The sequence below is a fragment of the Streptococcus sp. oral taxon 431 genome (assembly GCF_001553685.1).
Lineage (GTDB): Bacteria > Bacillota > Bacilli > Lactobacillales > Streptococcaceae > Streptococcus.
The window spans coordinates 70,001-87,327 of sequence record NZ_CP014264.1 but is presented as its reverse complement, the minus strand read 5'-3'; the positions used below and the strand labels follow the sequence as shown (position 1 = coordinate 87,327).

At 38.6% G+C, this 17,327-nt stretch carries 25 protein-coding genes and 1 other RNA gene; 6 read left to right on the top strand and 20 right to left on the bottom strand.

Translation table 11 applies throughout. From position 1 onward, the window contains the following. The 14 genes from AXE83_RS00445 to AXE83_RS00380 form a co-directional block, all read right to left on the bottom strand. Positions 1-792 (bottom strand): DNA adenine methylase, encoded by a 792-nt coding sequence (locus AXE83_RS00445; RefSeq protein WP_060955001.1) that lies wholly within the window; start codon positions 790-792, stop codon positions 1-3. A 3-nt stretch (positions 793-795) separates the two neighbouring features. Then, a complete protein-coding gene (locus AXE83_RS00440; protein WP_060955000.1) occupies positions 796-2,379 on the bottom strand; it encodes a DEAD/DEAH box helicase in 1,584 nt (527 codons plus the stop codon). 10 nt (positions 2,380-2,389) lie between these two features. Then, on the bottom strand, positions 2,390-3,001 hold the full coding sequence (locus tag AXE83_RS00435) for a hypothetical protein (RefSeq protein WP_060954999.1): 612 nt from the start codon (positions 2,999-3,001) through the stop codon (positions 2,390-2,392). 13 nt (positions 3,002-3,014) lie between these two features. Beyond that, positions 3,015-3,752 (bottom strand): hypothetical protein, encoded by a 738-nt coding sequence (locus tag AXE83_RS00430; RefSeq protein WP_060954998.1) that lies wholly within the window; start codon positions 3,750-3,752, stop codon positions 3,015-3,017. Between the two features lie 2 nt (positions 3,753-3,754). Then, positions 3,755-4,180, bottom strand: coding sequence for a hypothetical protein (locus AXE83_RS00425; protein WP_060954997.1), 426 nt, complete (start codon positions 4,178-4,180; stop codon positions 3,755-3,757). Between the two features lie 45 nt (positions 4,181-4,225). After that, positions 4,226-5,344 (bottom strand): ATP-binding protein, encoded by a 1,119-nt coding sequence (locus AXE83_RS00420; RefSeq protein ID WP_060954996.1) that lies wholly within the window; start codon positions 5,342-5,344, stop codon positions 4,226-4,228. A 21-nt stretch (positions 5,345-5,365) separates the two neighbouring features. Next, on the bottom strand, positions 5,366-5,683 hold the full coding sequence (locus AXE83_RS00415; protein ID WP_060954995.1) for a hypothetical protein: 318 nt from the start codon (positions 5,681-5,683) through the stop codon (positions 5,366-5,368). 19 nt (positions 5,684-5,702) lie between these two features. Beyond that, a complete protein-coding gene (locus tag AXE83_RS00410) occupies positions 5,703-6,983 on the bottom strand; it encodes an AAA family ATPase (RefSeq protein ID WP_060954994.1) in 1,281 nt (426 codons plus the stop codon). 3 nt (positions 6,984-6,986) lie between these two features. Then, on the bottom strand, positions 6,987-7,700 hold the full coding sequence (locus AXE83_RS00405; protein WP_060954993.1) for an HNH endonuclease signature motif containing protein: 714 nt from the start codon (positions 7,698-7,700) through the stop codon (positions 6,987-6,989). Positions 7,701-7,713: 13 nt separating this feature from the next. Continuing rightward, entirely contained in the window at positions 7,714-7,944 is a 231-nt protein-coding gene (locus tag AXE83_RS00400) for a hypothetical protein (protein ID WP_049524821.1), read from the bottom strand. A gap of 1 nt (position 7,945) precedes the next feature. Continuing rightward, positions 7,946-8,158: a hypothetical protein gene (locus tag AXE83_RS00395; RefSeq protein ID WP_060954992.1), complete on the bottom strand. Its 213-nt coding sequence runs from the start codon at positions 8,156-8,158 to the stop codon at positions 7,946-7,948. Next, positions 8,155-8,340: a hypothetical protein gene (locus AXE83_RS00390; RefSeq protein WP_060954991.1), complete on the bottom strand. Its 186-nt coding sequence runs from the start codon at positions 8,338-8,340 to the stop codon at positions 8,155-8,157. Before AXE83_RS00390 ends, AXE83_RS00395 begins: the two co-directional genes overlap by 4 nt. Then, positions 8,337-8,609 (bottom strand): hypothetical protein, encoded by a 273-nt coding sequence (locus tag AXE83_RS00385; RefSeq protein WP_054380428.1) that lies wholly within the window; start codon positions 8,607-8,609, stop codon positions 8,337-8,339. The genes AXE83_RS00390 and AXE83_RS00385 overlap by 4 nt, the downstream gene beginning before the upstream one ends. A gap of 75 nt (positions 8,610-8,684) precedes the next feature. Then, positions 8,685-9,053 carry a hypothetical protein gene (locus AXE83_RS00380; protein ID WP_060954990.1) on the bottom strand — a complete coding sequence of 123 codons (369 nt, stop codon included), beginning with the start codon at positions 9,051-9,053 and terminating at the stop codon, positions 8,685-8,687. A 65-nt stretch (positions 9,054-9,118) separates the two neighbouring features. On the opposite strand from AXE83_RS00380, the gene AXE83_RS00375 reads away from it, so the two are divergent. Continuing rightward, positions 9,119-9,442 (top strand): hypothetical protein, encoded by a 324-nt coding sequence (locus AXE83_RS00375; protein ID WP_060954989.1) that lies wholly within the window; start codon positions 9,119-9,121, stop codon positions 9,440-9,442. Here AXE83_RS00375 and AXE83_RS11130 read toward each other — a convergent pair. Beyond that, entirely contained in the window at positions 9,416-9,559 is a 144-nt protein-coding gene (locus AXE83_RS11130; RefSeq protein ID WP_223299878.1) for a hypothetical protein, read from the bottom strand. The genes AXE83_RS00375 and AXE83_RS11130 overlap by 27 nt on opposite strands. A 49-nt stretch (positions 9,560-9,608) precedes the next feature. Beyond that, positions 9,609-9,797, bottom strand: coding sequence for a helix-turn-helix transcriptional regulator (locus AXE83_RS00370; RefSeq protein WP_001161207.1), 189 nt, complete (start codon positions 9,795-9,797; stop codon positions 9,609-9,611). A gap of 72 nt (positions 9,798-9,869) precedes the next feature. Here AXE83_RS00370 and AXE83_RS00365 point away from each other — a divergent pair, with 72 nt between their 5' ends. From AXE83_RS00365 to AXE83_RS00350, 4 genes are all read left to right on the top strand, one after another. Continuing rightward, positions 9,870-10,061 carry a hypothetical protein gene (locus AXE83_RS00365; protein WP_060954988.1) on the top strand — a complete coding sequence of 64 codons (192 nt, stop codon included), beginning with the start codon at positions 9,870-9,872 and terminating at the stop codon, positions 10,059-10,061. A gap of 137 nt (positions 10,062-10,198) precedes the next feature. Then, positions 10,199-10,858, top strand: a complete 660-nt coding sequence (locus AXE83_RS00360) for a hypothetical protein (protein WP_060954987.1) — start codon at positions 10,199-10,201, stop codon at positions 10,856-10,858. Positions 10,859-11,128: 270 nt separating this feature from the next. Next, entirely contained in the window at positions 11,129-11,974 is an 846-nt protein-coding gene (locus AXE83_RS00355) for an XRE family transcriptional regulator (RefSeq protein WP_060954986.1), read from the top strand. 152 nt (positions 11,975-12,126) lie between these two features. Further along, positions 12,127-13,269, top strand: coding sequence for a tyrosine-type recombinase/integrase (locus AXE83_RS00350; protein ID WP_060954985.1), 1,143 nt, complete (start codon positions 12,127-12,129; stop codon positions 13,267-13,269). 78 nt (positions 13,270-13,347) lie between these two features. On the opposite strand, the gene ffs is transcribed toward AXE83_RS00350, so the two are convergent. Further along, an RNA gene (ffs, locus tag AXE83_RS00345) (signal recognition particle sRNA small type) lies at positions 13,348-13,445 on the bottom strand. Positions 13,446-13,477: 32 nt separating this feature from the next. Continuing rightward, a complete protein-coding gene (tadA, locus tag AXE83_RS00340) occupies positions 13,478-13,945 on the bottom strand; it encodes a tRNA adenosine(34) deaminase TadA (RefSeq protein WP_060954984.1) in 468 nt (155 codons plus the stop codon). 303 nt (positions 13,946-14,248) lie between these two features. Between tadA and AXE83_RS11310 the strand changes: the two genes are divergently transcribed. Then, a complete protein-coding gene (locus AXE83_RS11310; protein ID WP_223299862.1) occupies positions 14,249-14,533 on the top strand; it encodes a hypothetical protein in 285 nt (94 codons plus the stop codon). 750 nt (positions 14,534-15,283) lie between these two features. Here the strand turns inward: AXE83_RS11310 and AXE83_RS00330 are convergent. Together AXE83_RS00330 and comW are read right to left on the bottom strand one after the other, a co-directional pair. Then, positions 15,284-16,570 carry an adenylosuccinate synthase gene (locus tag AXE83_RS00330; protein ID WP_060956337.1) on the bottom strand — a complete coding sequence of 429 codons (1,287 nt, stop codon included), beginning with the start codon at positions 16,568-16,570 and terminating at the stop codon, positions 15,284-15,286. A gap of 231 nt (positions 16,571-16,801) precedes the next feature. Further along, on the bottom strand, positions 16,802-17,038 hold the full coding sequence (comW, locus tag AXE83_RS00325; RefSeq protein WP_049530063.1) for a sigma(X)-activator ComW: 237 nt from the start codon (positions 17,036-17,038) through the stop codon (positions 16,802-16,804). Positions 17,039-17,327: the final 289 nt, after the last annotated feature.

The window sequence follows — 17,327 nt, the reverse complement described above, 5'->3', positions numbered from 1 at the left end:
TTAAAATAATAATAATTGCTTCTTTGGTTGATAGTTCATCCAAAGAATTTCTGTTCTCGGTAGCCCTTTCTCTGCAGTCGCCGAGAACTCCACCCTTTCCCAATTCGACAAACGTTTATTATACAAGTCGCTATCATATCCGCTCAGAAGAATATTGGCCTTGGATTGATTCAAAACCTCTAACAACTCTTCGTGGTCACAATCATCCATTTCTACCGAATATTGTTTTCTCGTCCTCGTACTGAGAACATAGGGAGGATCTACATACATACAGACATCTTCCCGACTGTATTTCTCTATTAGTTCAATGGCTGGCCGACATTCAATCTGAACCTGCTTTAATCGCAATGTCATTTCTTGGACCAACTCTGGTAAATCATTCCAATGTTTGACTGCGTAAGCTCGTTCTCTGCCGTTAATATCCATTTTCCAACCAGATTTTTCAATATTTCGAAAGCCGTGGCTCATAACAGAACGTATGACAAAATTCAGAGCTTTATCAATCTCATTCTCTGACCGAACTTCCCAAGCATTGTCATAAATCCTTCTACTGTAAGGAGTCAGAAAGATTTTTTCGGCCAGCGCTTCAGGTTCCTGTTGTATCACCTGAAAAAGATTGACTACATCATCATTTAGATCGTTGACTGTCTCAATAGCGCTTGGCTGTTTGGTAAACAGTATCGCACCACTACCGAAGTAGGGTTCTAAGTAAGTTTTGTGCTTCGGCAATAGTTCTACAATCCTGCCAGCAAGATTCCATTTACTCCCTGGATATCGTAAAAGAGATTTCATACATCACCCCGGTACATATTCAGCTGGTCGCACGCCTGCTGGCAATCTCCAACCGTTGGCCGCAATGCGATCAATCATATTTTTAGCGTGGTCAAATTGCCACATACCGACATCTTTGAATCCACGGCCTTCCAGGAAGCGGATTTGCTTTGGAGTCGTCAAGCCTTCTGATTGTCGTTTGTGCAATCTATCCAACAAGAGATTGGCTTTTCCAGCATTACCTACTTCGTCAGTAAAGATTCCATATTTTTCAAGCGCTTTGATTTGTTTGTCGCTAGGTGGTGCCATCTCCCATCCGAAGTTGGGCACATAGTTCGATAAATCTTCAGCATGGATAGACATTTCGAATTGCAATGGATCGACTAACTTGCGTTTACGCTTACGCATTTCTTCTAATTGTTTAGCTAAGGCTTCCTCGCGTTGAGCGACTACGTCTTCTGCTGCCTTCACTTCCATATCTTCAAGGTCAAGCATGACTCCGGTTTGCTCTTCCATATTCTCAACCATTTTCTGAGCAACTTCTGGAGTCTCGCAGATCAAGTGTGCTGGTCGGCATAGCTCGTGGCGTTCCGTGTGCCAGAGGAAGTCAAGTAAGAGTAATTCTTCTTTACCTGGGTGCAAGCGAGTCCCACGCCCTACCATCTGGCTATACAAAGCACGTACTTTAGTAGGTCTCAACACGACCACGCAGTCTACTGACGGGCAGTCCCAGCCTTCTGTTAATAACATCGAATTGCAAAGAACGTTGTACCGATCTTTCTCGAAGTCTTCTAAAACTTCTGTACGGTCCTTGGACTCTCCGTTGACTTCAGCAGCACGAAAACCTTTTGAGTTTAGGATGTCGCGAAACTTCTGCGAGGTCTTTACCAAAGGCAAGAATACGACCGTTTTGCGGTCTGCACATTGCTTGACCATTTCATCCGCTATCTGCTCCAGGTATGGATCTAATGCCGTCCCGACATCGCTCGCCTTGAAATCGCCCGCTGACATGCTGACATTTGTCAAATCCAAGCTAAGCGGAATTGTTAGAGCCTTGATTTTAGATAGATATCCTTCTTGAATAGCTTGAACTAGCGAATACTCATAAGCCAAGCTATCGAAGTAAGAGCCAAGGTTCTTCATATCTCCACGATCTGGTGTGGCAGTCACTCCCAGTACATTCGATTGTTCAAAATAACCAAGGACGCGCTGATAACCATCTGAAATAGCGTGATGGGCTTCATCAACGACAATCGTATCGAACCAGTCAGGAGGAAATTGACTAAGTCGCTTCTCTCTCTGCATAGTCTGAACCGATCCTACTACAACCCGATACCAAGAGCCGATAGAGGTATTCTCTGCTTTCTCTAAAGCCGTGCCGAGACCTGTCGCAGTCTTGAGCTTATCGCTAGCCTGCTCTAACAATTCAGACCTATGAGCAAGGACAAGCACACGCTTGCCCTCTTTCACTTGGTCTTCAATGATTTTGGAAAAGACGATTGTCTTTCCACATCCTGTAGGCAATACTAAGAGCGTGCGCTTGCGACCTTTAGCCCATTCAGCTTGAACAGCTTCCCGTGCTTCCTGTTGATAAGGTCTTAATTGCATCCATTACCTCCTAGAACTGCCCAGCTTGGTATCCAGCTTGTGGCTGTTGTGGTTGTTGCGCAAAATTCGGTTGCTGTGGTTGCTGGTAGGCTGGTTGCTGATAGTTTTGGTTACTTCCATTTTGAGGATAACTATTTTGGTTAAGCAGATTAGGACGAGTATTTAGTTGTTTTGTTACATCAACTTCATCTGCATATACCATAAAGCCTATATCGTTGTATTCATTCCCATTGGTAGAAATAGCTTTTTTTACATTACATACCCCTACAGAATTCAATGCTGCATTCCAGTCCATTTTTAAAGGCTCTCCATGTTTTTTTAAACCAATTGCACCAAAGAATGCAGATAACATACCTTCTGTGCGAGAATGAAGGAATAAATTATAAGTTATTTCCTTTTTATCTCCTTCCATATTCAAAATACTCAAAGTTACAACCGCTTTGTTACATGGAGGGAGTGGATTTTTACTTCTCGAATTCGGATTCGGTATATGTCGCTGACGTTCAATTTTAGTTACCGTAAACCAGTATTCTCCGGGTTCTAAAAGTACATATGAAGAATCTTGGACGATTTCATCTTCCCATCCGAATTCACGCTCAAAATTATTGTATTGTTGTGTCATGTTGTTTTCTCCTTTAAGCTAAAATAGTAATTTTTTTGTTGATAGCAAGTTCATTTTTTAAATAATTTGCGATGTTTTCGACGGCTTCTAATTTCCATTTACCACCATCTGCTTCGAAAAGTGCCAGATTCGCCAACTTGTTGATTCGGAAGACGAATTGACTAGCAGGCTGTTCTACTTCGTTGAAGGTACGATACGGTCGCAAAGTTACTGGATTTGGAGTCTTAGCTTGTGCTAAGCTTGCTACACCATCGCGAACTGTCGCCATTTGACTGATGCCATTATCCTGTACTTCTGCGCCTTTTTCGATTTTTAAATGGCTAGCAAAATCCAAAACCAAATTGCGATCTGCATCATTGATGAACATAGACTGCAGCATAATATTGAATTCTTCCTGGTCGCGCCAATTACTGAACGGAATAATTGGAACAGTTGCTTTTACAGATACGAGCTGAGGACGTTTACCATTTTCAAAATCAACTTGATCATATACAGATACTTTTTGGTAACTGTCCACGACAACTACAAGTTTACGATCACTGATGAGATCGTTATCTGATTTGAGATAGTCAACTAGACTTTTGAGTGTCTGAAGCTCAAGGATAGGTGCGTACTTACGAGGGTTAAGTTCCTGTAAGTCATATTCATCGCTGTCAAAATATTCCTTCCCAGTTTCTGAACGAATGATTTTGTTTTCTTTACCTGCTAATTCGACTGCGTATGATAATGCATCTTTAATATTTTCTGTCATGGTTAGTTACCTGCTTTCTTTTGATTGTAATCAATGATTTTAGATTTTTCCTGTTGTTCCACTTTTTCGATGAGATCGCCAGTATCGGTCCGCATGTCTCCGTTGTCATCAAAGTATGTCTGACCAGGGATGCCACTTTTGAGCTCATTTGCGTGAATTTTACCAGTGTCATCACGACCGACAATAACAGTTGTTGCAACACCTTTCTGCGGTGCTAAAGTAGATTTGACTTCCATGCCTGTCTTAACGACTGTACGTTCATCGTCTGTTGACATCGTTAGTATGATAGTAACCTTGCGAGTCGCTTTAGCTTCTGTATTGAGATCCAGAATATTCTCAAGGACTTTTTCAAGTTCTTTGTCAACCTTTTCTTGTAGGGCTGTATTTGCGATTTTTGACAAATCAATTTTAATAGTTTTATCTTTCATAGATACTCCTTATTATATTTTGCTATGATTTCTAATTCCCAGAATCTACATCGTGAAGGGCAGTTCAGGGTCTGCTCGTACTTGATTTTGAATAACTTCCATAGTAGCCTGCCAATGTGCCACAATCATATCCCAATAATCATTAGGGAAGTTTTCGATTGGCGTTCCTAACGGGAAGTGCCCACGGATGTAAGCTACTTTTTGGAGCTCTTCTTCCGTCACGTTGCCTTGCGTCATGAGGTCCGTCAAACTCTTTGGCAAGTTTGCATGATATTGCTCAAGTGGTGTCTGCGGTGTGCTAGGAGCTTCATTTTGAGGCTTTTCAGCCACCTGCGACATATCGAGAGGCAACTCCTCTTGGACTGGTTCAGGGGTTTGCTGTACCATTTGCTGAGGTTCTGGAGCGACTGTCTGCGGTTGTGGCTGTTGTGTATGCACTTGCTGATTCGCGAAGATATGAGCGATTCCATCATAGTTGAACGGCATTTCATCTGGTAATCCGTGACGATTTTTGGCATCCCAAGCCGGTCGATGATTGGTATACATCACACGTTCACCGCCCTGGGCTTTCTTTTTGCCGTTATCAGTCGTCATGACCAAGGTCTTGTAATTGGCAAATAGAACCATGTCTGCCCATTCTTTTACAAGGGGCGCGGTCTTAGACCCTGTCTTTTGACCAAGCTTTAATTCATATCGATCGTACGAACCCATCTCGTCTGGTTGCTCAAATTTCTTAATTTGAGCGTGCGCAGTCAATACCACGTTGATACCCATATCAACCAAATCAGACAAGCTATTCAAGAAACGCCCCATTTCTTCTTGGACATAAGTGTAACCTTTGCCCCAACCGAAATCTTCGATCCCTTGCTTACCATGTTGCGAACAGATGTAATTAACTGCCAAAGCTTCTGCCCAATCGATCGTGTCGATAACGAGCGTTCCACACTCAGTCGGATTTGCTTTGATAAAAGCAATCTCATTGATGAGCATGGTCCAGCTGGTCGGTTTGTCGAGTCGTGCCACATCCATGTTGTCTGTCGAACCTTCTGTATCGATGAAGACAGCATTTGGAAATTCAGCAGCAAACGTGGACTTGCCGATTCCTTCAGGACCATAAATAACAACTTTTTGAGCTCGTGCTCGTTTTCCTCTAGTGATTTGCATTATTCACCTCCAAAAATTCCTTCAACCAGCGAGCGTAAAAAACTTTTCTTTATTGATATCATCGACATTCTGAAGCGGTTCGTTAGGTTCTTTTCCGTCTAATGTTCCAATTAAGAATTCAGCCTTTACACGAATCAACTCGGCTTCAAAAATACGAGCCATTCCTTTGTATCTATTTTCTTCTTTAATCAAGTAATCTTCTGGAATAATTAAAGCATCGTTTACACATTCTACCCAGCTTGCTTCATAAGCTAGACGACCTGTCCGATTTTTATAATCTGATAAAAAATATCCTGTTTTTTTGTTACGTAATACGATAAAAGTTTTTTGCTGTTTCATGATTGTTCTCCTTTATTTTTTAAAATCCACCTTGCCATGTTTTTGGGGTTTGTGCCACATCTGGCTTCACACTATAACCGTCTTCAATCAGAATGCTACATTCGTCTCCTGTTGATACCCGTGTCGCGATTGCTTGCAAGCCTTCTTGCTCAAGCCACGCGCCAAATTCTTGAAGAGTCAACTGATCCATTTGCTCTAACTTATCGATTAGCACGAAACCACATTCCGGCTTCAATTTACGCACGATAGCAGTTGCTACTTGTAATTGCTGACTACCAGACATGTTATCCCAGCGCTGACCAAGATAGAGTAATTCGCCATCATCCACGAACAAACCAGGCAACGGCAAGTCTGCATTTGTGAGTAAGTTTGTCTTCTGCTTACGGATATCATCAATCACATTATCAAGCTCCTTGTATTGCTCGCGATACCCCTTAGCATCTTCTTCGGCTTTATCCTTGTCCAGATTAGCACGTACTTTACGATTGATTTCATCGATCTCTGCGATGTTACGTTCGATTTCTTCAGTAGATTCATCGATAAGATCCATAGCGTCGGTATTTGCGATAGCTAAGTCTTGAGCCAATTGTTCTTCTTTTGTTCTCGCGTCAGCCAACAATTGCTCCAGTCGTTCAACTTCTGCAGTTGCTGAGTCGTGTTGATTTCGGATAGCTACTAAATTCTGGCGCTTACGGGCATTCTCGCCATTCTTAGCAAGGATGGCTTGCTGTTGTTGGATAAGTTCAGAGATAGAGACCAGCTCTTTCGGTGCATCTGGGTAGTACGGTTGTTCTTTCGCAAACTTTTCTTTCTGGTCAGCAATCACACCGATTGCGTGGCGCTCGTCATACTTGGATTTCTCTTGCATTTCAAGTTCAGCCAACTGTGGACCAACTCCGATGATTTGTAGTAATGTCTTCGCTTTTTCTTTGCTAGTCTGCTCCATGAATTTTGGCAAATTGATAGCCAGCTCTTCCACGAAGCTATCAAGCAAGTTTTGTCCAGCCTTGTTACCACTTGGATCAATGACCTTGAGAGTGCTGTTCTTCCCGCTACGCTCTACAATCAGGCCGTTTGATAGCGTGATTTTTAAATTTGGTGGGATTGTGCTGCCTTCACGTTGCGCTTGGCTCGGTTTATACTTGTTGCCCCCTAACGCCCAAGCTATCGCGTCTAATACGCTTGTTTTCCCTTGATTGTTATTTCCGCCAACAATCGTCAAACCAGTCGCTGACGGCTCTAATTTGACCGCTTTAACCCGCTTAACGTTTTCAATTTCTAATTTGTTGATCGTTACCATTTGTTACTCCTGTTGTTTTATTTTTCTACTTAATTTTGTGATGCCTGCTCCTAACTTAGTCAATTCCGGATCTGAACTAAAGTAATTATTCTGATTCATTCGAGCAAGTTCTTCATTCGATAAAAGAATAAGGTTAGAGATATCATAATTGGTCTTATCTCTGTCTAGGAAGCAAACAGAATACCCTTTTGGTATCGGGCCATGATGTTCCTCCCAGACCTTGCGGTGTTTCAACACCCATTTATTAGGTTCTCCGATTTTTTCTTTCGGGTAGCCATCGGTTGTGTAGTTGATTGTACCGACTGGTACATAATTAGGAGGCTTGTTTCCTTTTTTGAACTGCCCGCTATTTCTGGGCATATTGGGTAGTTTTTTCCCTTTATTGTAAGGAACTCGACCTTTCTCGAATCTTCCTGTCAAGCCACTATTCAGATTATTATTTCTTCGATAACTCTTAATCTGTTTCTCAGTTAGTGATAATCCAAATTTTTGATTCATTTCATTCGCGACATCGCGAGAAGTCTTATTTTTTTGGATTGATACAAGATAATCATGTTGTTCTTTTGTCAACAATTTACCTTGATAGATTTTCCCAACCGGTAATCCAAGACGTTTGCGTACCCCACCGATTTGACTCTTGTTGTAATTCGTACCAAATTTCTCATTCAGTAATTTGGTTACTTCAGGAGTTAATCGACCAGGGCAAATCTCATGCATATATTCGGTATATTCATCCTTCCAGCAAAGCGATCGGGGCATTGACTTCACCTACCTTATCTTTGAACTTCTCAGCATCCAAGGCCAATTGACCTGCTTGTAAGATTTGTCCTGATATGGCAACCATTTGTTTCGAGCGCTGCAATTCCACTTTTAATTCATCTGCTGTAAGATCCCTGTCGTCCAATGTTTCTAGTTGGGCAAACAAAGTATTGGTTAAATCTGTCAATTTATTTCGGACCATTTTAAGCTCCTTCTTCTACACCTTTCGCAAGTCCCACAGGCGGCTCTACATCATAAGTAAATTGCTTGTCTGAGTTTCTCAGATTCATGCGTGCGACATTACTTGCCATCAGCTGACGTTCTTTCTGCTTCATTTCAGCGTGATCATCTAGTTTATTTACTAGTGACCACAGAGTAATTCCTACGATTGTTACCAGGTAAATGTATTCCATCATCTCGCTTTCTCCTTTTCTTCATAAATCGCCACAATATTTTCAAGATCAGCTATACGTTGATTCGCTTGTTGGTATTTTTCTTGAAGGTCAATCAACGCTCTGTTTAAATCCAAAGCTACGATTCTCCAGTCAGTATTTATTTCTTTTTCCAACCAGTTTTTTATTTTTGTTAAAAAGTTCATCCGACTGACCTCATTTTCTTGCTTTTCACCATTTCTTTTTTCCAAGCTTGAGTCCCACGATATTGCAGATATTCGTCAAAACCTTTGATTGTGACAAGCTGACCATCATTCCTAAGATGCTTCTGTTGGCTAGGTAGCTTCTTCATCTCGCGTCTCATGTCTCCCGCTTGCCGTTTTGAGCATCCGAAGATGTGTTCTAATTCTTCATCATTAGCCGAAACCTTCTCGATGATCACATCTTTAATTCTTACAATTTCAACTGCTTCCATTTTTGCTCCTTTCGTGTTATAATTTAAGTGAATTTTTTGGTAAGCGCCTAACTTCGTTAGGTGCTTTTTTTGTATTTAGTCGCATACAGTAACCGTATAAACTATCTTGCTTGTTCCATCGCTAGAATGAACGGTTGATTTTTCTACTGTTATGTCTTGCGTATCACTGTTCATTTTGAAGAATAAATACAACAAACATTCTCGTAAAATTTTTAATTTCAAAGGAACATGTAGAAAACGATTAAGTTCCTGTTCAACTTTACATGTTTCCATCTTCTTCTTGGCTAGTTCTACTTCTTTTTTTGCGTCCTCTATAGAAATTAGGGTTGGGTTATCGAACCAATCTTTTTCTAAATAATACTTTTTCTCATGCTCAGACATATAATCAACCAATGACTGAAAATGCTTTATGCGTTCATGAAGATGTTCTTTATTTTCTTTCATCCGTCCTCCTTTCTATTTCTAATCTCCATTTCTGCTATAATATAAGCAGAAAGGAGGTGAATCCTATGTCTTTTAAGATAAAAGGAATGGATGGGTTTGAGAAAAAACTCAAACAGTTATCTAAAAACGCTCAGTCAGTTTCAGGAACTCACAAATATTCTTTTGATGAAATATTTTCTGAAAAATTTATGCGCGAAAATTCGAATTTCACCAGCATAGAAGATTTCTTGAAATCAAGTCCTGAAAACATTTCTACCGCAGAAGAACTTGAAAAAGCAGATGAAACAACCTTAGACACATTCGTTTCAAATCAAACCAAATTCTCCAGCTGGAAAGAGATGCTGACCGAAGCTCAAAAAGCTTTACTTATCAGTCGCCTTGGTTTTTAATTCCAGTTCCATTTCATTTAGCCGTTGAACAGCAGCTTCTAGTTCTTCGGCTTTCTTTATGACCTCTTTAGCGGATTCTATAAAATCTGATAAATTTTCAATTTCGATAAACATCACTAAGGTCGTTCCTTTCTTATTTTTTTGTTTAACTTGTTAAACGTTTGCTTTAAAAAAAATCTTTCACCTGCTTATTAAAAACTACTGCTAATTTTTGAAGTGTTCGAATTTTCACTGTTGACGACTGACCTGATTCAATCAAGTGTATTGTTGTTCGAGAAACATTTGACTTCTCTGCGAGTTCCTCTTGAGACATTTTCTCTTTCTCGCGCCATTTTCTTAAACGTTCTCCTTGCACGTTCCTACCTCCTTATTTTTCTTTTTCTCTCCTCGCTTTCTGCTATAATAAAACTAGAAAGGAGGTGATTTTATGAAATCCTTTAAAGAATTTCGAGAATCTTTAACAGCTGAAGATATGCAAGCTATCGCTGCTAAAGCTAATGAAGCTACTAAACAGATTGACCATACAGACGGATTGCAACTTGGGATGGTCAGTAGTTTAATTTCTGCAATAACTACTATTGAGTTACTTGAGAAGTATCATGAATGGCTTCATAGCTAAGACGCTTGAATTTTTCTAAGTCTATCTGAAAATTGATAGACTTTTTTATTTTTCCACTATACGGATATCGTCTTGGTCTCATTTCCTCACCCCCTTTCAAATATGGTATAATCAAAATAAAATGATTGGAGAAAAACATGACTGAAAAAATTTGTTTTATTGTAACTGCTATCGGTGAATCTGGAACAGAAACTAGAGATAGAGCAGACGAGGTTTTTTCTTACCTGATAGCCCCAGTCTGTGAGGAATTAGGATATAAACCAGTACGAGTTGACCAAGTAGATGCAGTTGATAATATCAATGAAACTATCATCAGCTACCTCAAGACTGCTCCTATGGTTGTAGCAGATATGACAGGACACAATCCGAATGCATTTTATGAATTAGGATTTCGACAAGCATTAGAACTCCCTTTGGTCCCTATTATACAAATGGGAAACAAACTTCCTTTTGATGTCATATCCCAAAGAACTGTTTTCTATAACCTTTCTGTTGGAAAAATCGAGCAATCCAAAAAGGATTTAAAAGCTAAAATGAAAAGCTTTGAAAACTTCGAAATGCCTGAAAGTCGTATTGATAAAAGCGTTACATTAGAAGAGCTTGATGACAAGTTAACTAAAAAACTAAACAAGATACTAAGTCTGTTAGAAAAGCAACAGTCTCATTCTTCTCTCGTACACACTTATGATTTTAATGCAAAACCAATAATAGGTGATCAGCAGTCAATTCTACAAGAAGTTCAAGATAGAATCAAACAGGTCCAGAGCCATCCATTATTCCCCGCAGATAAGAAATAGCTAGCTCTTGTTGACTTTGAAGTTCATTAACCTCAGCGACTTTTTGATTTATAAGTCTAACCGTCCTCAACACATCGTCGAGGGCTTTTCTTTCTAATTCGTTCATTTGCCTACTCCTTTCTTTTTTGCTCTTGGTTTTTGTTATTTCCTTAAGCTTGATTATAGTTTAACACGTTAAACAAGAAATGTCAAGCGTGTTAAACAAAAAAATTTACTTTTTTTATTTAAAGGTGTATAATGGATTAAACAATATATAGAAAGGAGCTTTTTATGAAGTTAGGAGAATTACTAAAATCGTATAGAACGGAGCACAAGTTATCAATGGATGCTTTTTGTGAATTGTCCGACTTAACGAAGGGATATATTTCTATGCTTGAAAAGAATGAACATCCGAAGTCAAAAAAGCCCATTATCCCATCTTATGAGACGATAGAAAAAATTGCAAAAGGTATGCAAATTTCTGTAGAAGCTTTAATTGATAAGCTTGATGATGATCAAGAAATTCAAATCAATTCTACTCCTCCTCATCTAAAATCCATAGCTATCACCCACCCCCTCCCAGATGCTCCAGATTCGCTCACACAGCAGATAACGGATAAGGTAGTGCAATTAACCACTTCAAACAAAAAAATCGTTCTACGGACGTCTGAGGAGCTTCTGGAGAGTCAAGAAAACGAAGAAAAAACGAAGGGAAACGAAGTGTCGGAAAACCTCATCAGCTTGTATCAAGTCGAGATAGTGTCTGAAACGGCAGCAGCTTGTGGATTTAACTATGGATTTGGTTACGATGATACAGATAGAGAGACAATAGAGGTTGACGAGCAACCACCACGTCATGACATTGCAACTAAGGTAAGTGGAGACTCCATGCAACCTGACTACCAAGACGGAGACATTCTCTATTTAGTAGACAAAGGACTGACTACCTACAACGGAGATTTAGCAGTTATCGCATATGGAGACCGTTCTTACTTCAAGAAGATATATACCGAAAACGGACGCTTACGCCTAGTGTCGCTCAATGACAAGTATGAAGACATCATCCTAGACTTCCCACCAGCCGAAGATACACACATCAAGATCTATGCAGTTGTTGGGGTGTATAGAGGGGAATAAAACCAACTGTTTCCATTTTGGAAACAACTCAAAAAAAGCCCCACGCTCTCAAAACTTTGGCGAGTCTGAGCGTGAGGCGATCATGTATAGTAAAAGGCATTAAATGGCCTGTTTTACTATACCCATTTTATCAAAAAAGTGAGGTAAAATCAATGTGGATGGAAGAATTGCCAAACGGCAAGTTTAAATATTTTGAGCGATACAAAGACCCATATACTGAGAAATTGAAAAAAGTCTCAGTCACGATGGAGAAGAAAACTCCCCAGGCAAGAAATCAAGCTGCGATTTTACTGCAGGAAAAGATAAAACAAAAGTTAGGAGAAAAACAACATTTTGTTTCTGATATAACTTTTGAAAAACTATACGAGGAATTTGAGGAGAACTGGAAACACGGTGTTAAAAATTCAACCGTCTACGCTTCAAAAAATGTTAAAAAAGAGATTTTAAAGCAGATAGAGGGCGACTATTTGGTTAGAAACATTGATAGACGATTATTACAAAAAGTGATAGATCAGCTATTACAAGATGGAAGGTCTCATAACTATGTTTCTAAAATAAAGTTCAAGCTTAATCAGATAATGAAATTCGCGGTCAGGATGAATTACATCGATACAAATGAAATGCTATTTGTTGAAATGCCTAGAAAGTTAATTACAACTGACGATCTCAGAAAGAAAAATACAAAATACTTAGATCAGAAAGAATTTAAGTTATTCATTCAAAACTTAAAAGAAGAGGCCCTTTGTGATTATCGAATCACAAAGTATATCCGAATAGCTAAAGTTCTTTTTCTTACCGGCATGCGGTATGGAGAGCTTGCTGCCTTAAATTACAAGGAGGATATAGATTTTTCTAAAAAGACCATTCACATCAAGCATACATACGATTTCAGACAAAAAGAGAGAACTACACCAAAGACAGTCAAATCTGATAGGGTTATAACAGCACCTCAAAAAGTGTTAGACATTATCAAAGAGCAAATAATAGAGAATGCAACAAATGGATTTAATACAGATTTTATTTTCATCAACACTCTAGGAGAGCCGATAACAAATGTCCGGGTGATTGCAGCCTTGAAAAGACACGGACAGAAAATCGGCATAGATAAGAACATCACTACACATATGTTCAGACACTCCCATATATCCCTACTTGCTGAATTAGGTATCCCCTTGACTGCTATCATGGATAGAGTAGGACATAGCGACTCAAAGACCACGCTAGAGATTTATTCCCATGTCACTCAAAAAATGGTATCAGACATATCTAGCAAGTTAGACAAGATAAAATTTTAAATTCTGCCCCTCGACTGCCCCTTTTCCTTACACAAGACAAACAAAAGCCCCTTAAAGCGTTGATATTAAAGGGCTTTTTAAGTGCACGAAAAAAGAGCACACAATTCACATCGCTTAGGGCTGCTGGATTCCTCCCCTGACCCGCTTCACGCAGAACTGTTGCTCCATTAGTTATTATACCACATTTCCAAAGATTTTAAAAGAGAAATTATTTTTTCCGTCGATTTCTGAAAAATTCCTGCATAATACCTGCACATTCACTCTCTAAAATCCCTGTTTCAACCTCTACACGATGATTTAGGCGCTCATCTGTTAAGATATCGTAGAGGCTGCCCGCGGCGCCAAATTTCTGATTTTTAGCCCCATAAACTACCTTAGGGATACGAGCAAGCCCAATCGCCCCACTACACATAACGCACGGCTCAATGGTCACAAAAAGTGTGCAGTCGAGCAAGCGCCAGCTCTCTTCCCTCAGATTAGCATTCTCAATGGCCATAATTTCCGCATGCATGACCGCACGTTGCAACTCCTCACGTGCATTGTGCCCCCGACCAATGATTTCTCCATCCTTGACAATCACACAACCAATTGGGATTTCATCATGCTCTAAAGCAATCTCCGCCTCCTTTAAGGCCTCTCTCATAAAAACTTCTTTTTCTTCAATTGTATAATCCATAACTTCTCTCTTTTCTCGCCTATCAATTCTATCATTATAGCATGTTTTCCTAGACAAAAAAAGACCTCTATAATATTTGCAGAAACCAACTTTAGATAGTATTCAATCTCTGGTTTGTAGAAATAATGTTATAAAAAGAGTATAATAGTAGCAAAATTCAGAGAAACATTAGAAATCATGAACTGAGAGTAATGGAGACAACTGATACAGAATGTCCAGATCTGTCGGAAGATTTTTAACTATAAGTCTCCAAGAGATGATTATCCTGAGATTTAAATAATAAACAAGATGAAAGGGTAAATAATGAAATTAGAATTTTTACAGGATGAACCAAAACTTACCTTGATGTTTCCATATAAAGATACATTTAATAGAGTATGGGGCCCATCCATGATATCTATATCTGTTATGATTCTCTGGATTCTAAAGCGTCTGATGACTTACAATACTGATTTTGCAGACAAGATTGTTATGGCGGTAGCGCTGATTTATGCTCCACTTCTTATATGGTTTTTAGGCTTTTCTTTCTTCATAAATGGAGTAAAAGTAGAGATTTTTAAAAACAATACTGTTCAGTATTATACCTAAATGGAGTAAAAGTAGAGATTTTTAAAAACAATACTGTTCAGTATTATACCTATAGCAGTAGAGGTCACAGCCTATTACATTATCAATTTGGCCTTCAAGATATCGAACAAATAACCATTAAAAAGCGTCCTTTTAATTGCGTAAAGTTAAGCATAAAAATTAGAAATCCTATTTTTTTAGAAGGACATGAAAAAAAACTAAATAAGCTAGTCAGTGTCAGTATCATCACAGACAAACTAAAAGCAGATGCTTTTATGCACGAAATACAGCAATTTCAAAGTGATAAATCAGATAATCAAGTAAGCTGATTCAGAAAAAAATTCAAGTTTGTCTAACTTACAAATTCTCAAGAAAATAGTTCACTGAAGAGGCTGGGATCAGAAATCCCAACCTCATTTTTTCTTAGTTATGCGCCTTTGATGTGATGGCAAATTGAACGATTTGTTGGTATTTGAGAATTCAAAAAGCTTCTTTTACCAAAACTTCTTTTCTCAATTCACAACTTTAAGCAATTTACCCAAATGTTGAAAACTCGTAGATCTGGGGCTACCAAATCAAGACTTAATCTAGAGACTTAATACCCACTGTTTTTTTCTTCAACTGAAAAAAAAGCCACCGAATGCGGTGACTTTATAGGGAGATTATTATGAAAAAGAAAAGTTTAGGATATTTGTTACAATAAGTTAGGAGGTCTTCTTGTAACTGTCTATAGTATAGCTGAACTATCTTAAACAAATCTTAAAAAATCTCTTATGACCAAACACTTTCTAAAATATTTGTTTGTTCACGACCAGGACCTACTGAAAAAGTAGAGATACGAACGCCAACCAATTCGCTAACACGACGAACATAGTTACGTGCATTTTCAGGAAGGTCTTCCAAAGTACGTACTCCAGTGATATCTTCTGACCAACCAGGTAATTCTTCATAAATAGGTTTACAACGTTTCAATTGTTCAAGACTAGCTGGATAGTAGTCAATACGTTGACCATCAAGATCATAAGCTACACAGATTTTAACTGTATCCAAACCACTCAAAACATCGATAGAGTTCAAAGAAAGATTCGTAATTCCAGAAACACGGCGACTATGACGCATCACAACTGAGTCAAACCAACCTACACGACGTGGACGACCTGTTGTCGTACCATACTCATGACCTACTTCACGAATGCGTTCTCCCACTTCATCAAACAATTCAGTTGGGAAAGGCCCATCTCCTACACGACTTGTATAGGCCTTACATACACCTACAACCTTGTCAATCTTGCTTGGACCAACACCTGAACCGATCGTCACACCACCAGCAACAGGGTTTGATGACGTAACAAATGGATAAGTACCTTGGTCAATATCTAGCATGACACCTTGGGCACCTTCAAATAGGACACGTTTGCCATTATCAAGCGCATCATTTAAAATAACAGAAGTATCTGTGACATATTGCTTAATTTGTTGACCATACTCATAATATTCTTCAAAAATATCATCAAATGAAATAGGTTCGCTATCATACAATTTTACAAATTGACGATTTTTCTCAGCAAGGTTACGTTCTAAACGCTCACGGAAAATATCTTTATCTAAAAGATCCGCAATACGGATTCCAACACGAGCAGCCTTATCCATATAAGCTGGTCCGATACCCTTGATAGTAGTACCAATCTTATTTTCACCCTTAGCTTCTTCTTGCAGACGGTCTAACTCGATGTGGTACGGCAAAATAACATGCGCACGATCAGAAATACGTAGATTATCTGTTGTAACACCTTCATCATGAAGATAGCTCAACTCTTTCACAAGTGACTTAGGATTTACAACCATCCCATTCCCAATGACAGAAATTTTTTCAGGGAAGAAAATCCCAGATGGAATCAAGTGCAACTTAAATTTCTTACCATCAATCACAATTGTGTGACCAGCATTATCACCACCTTGGTAACGCGCAATCACTTCTGCATTAGCTGAAAGGAAGTCTGTAATCTTCCCTTTACCTTCATCACCCCACTGGGTACCTACAACAACAACTGAAGTCATAATCTTGTCTGAGCCCTTAGGCTCTTCCTTTCTCACATACATGGCAGGAATCTCACCTACAATTATATCTTACAATTTATTATAATAAAGATTCTCAATTTTTTCAAGACCAAAGACCAGAAACATTAGGGAATTAGAGAAAACTAGAAAATTAATATTAAAAAAATATTGTAAATTTATATTTTGAAAAGAAAAAACTATGAAATCGTTCGGAAATATGGAATTTATAAATTATCTCCCAACCCAATCATTTGAAATCAATAACTGTTCAATGTACAAACGGTAGCAAGCTCTATAGTGGTAAGAAAATAAAGGATGCATAATATCAAGCTTGTACCTAACTAAATAATAGAGTAAAAATCGAAGATGAAAAACTTCCCATTCTAAATCATTATCTACTAAATAACTATATTCCTTTTCAATAACATCATAAAAATCAAGATATTGTTCATAAATCTGTTCAATCATTTTATTTGACTCCATTTCTATTGATAAAATGAGTATAACAAAAAAATAGAAGAAACAGGGAAGATACTTCTATCATGTACTATAATGAATATTCAAATAAATAACAGATAAAAAAATTAACAAATCAGGTGGACAATCCTACATTTCAAAAAAGATCTAAAATTTCTGTAATGAAAAAAATACTGTAGGAATTATGCTAGTATACTTTATAATCCCAATTTGTAAAATTAAGCTAGACAGAAAAAGCCATCTTTGTTAGGCTCAGATAAACTACCACATTTGTCTGATA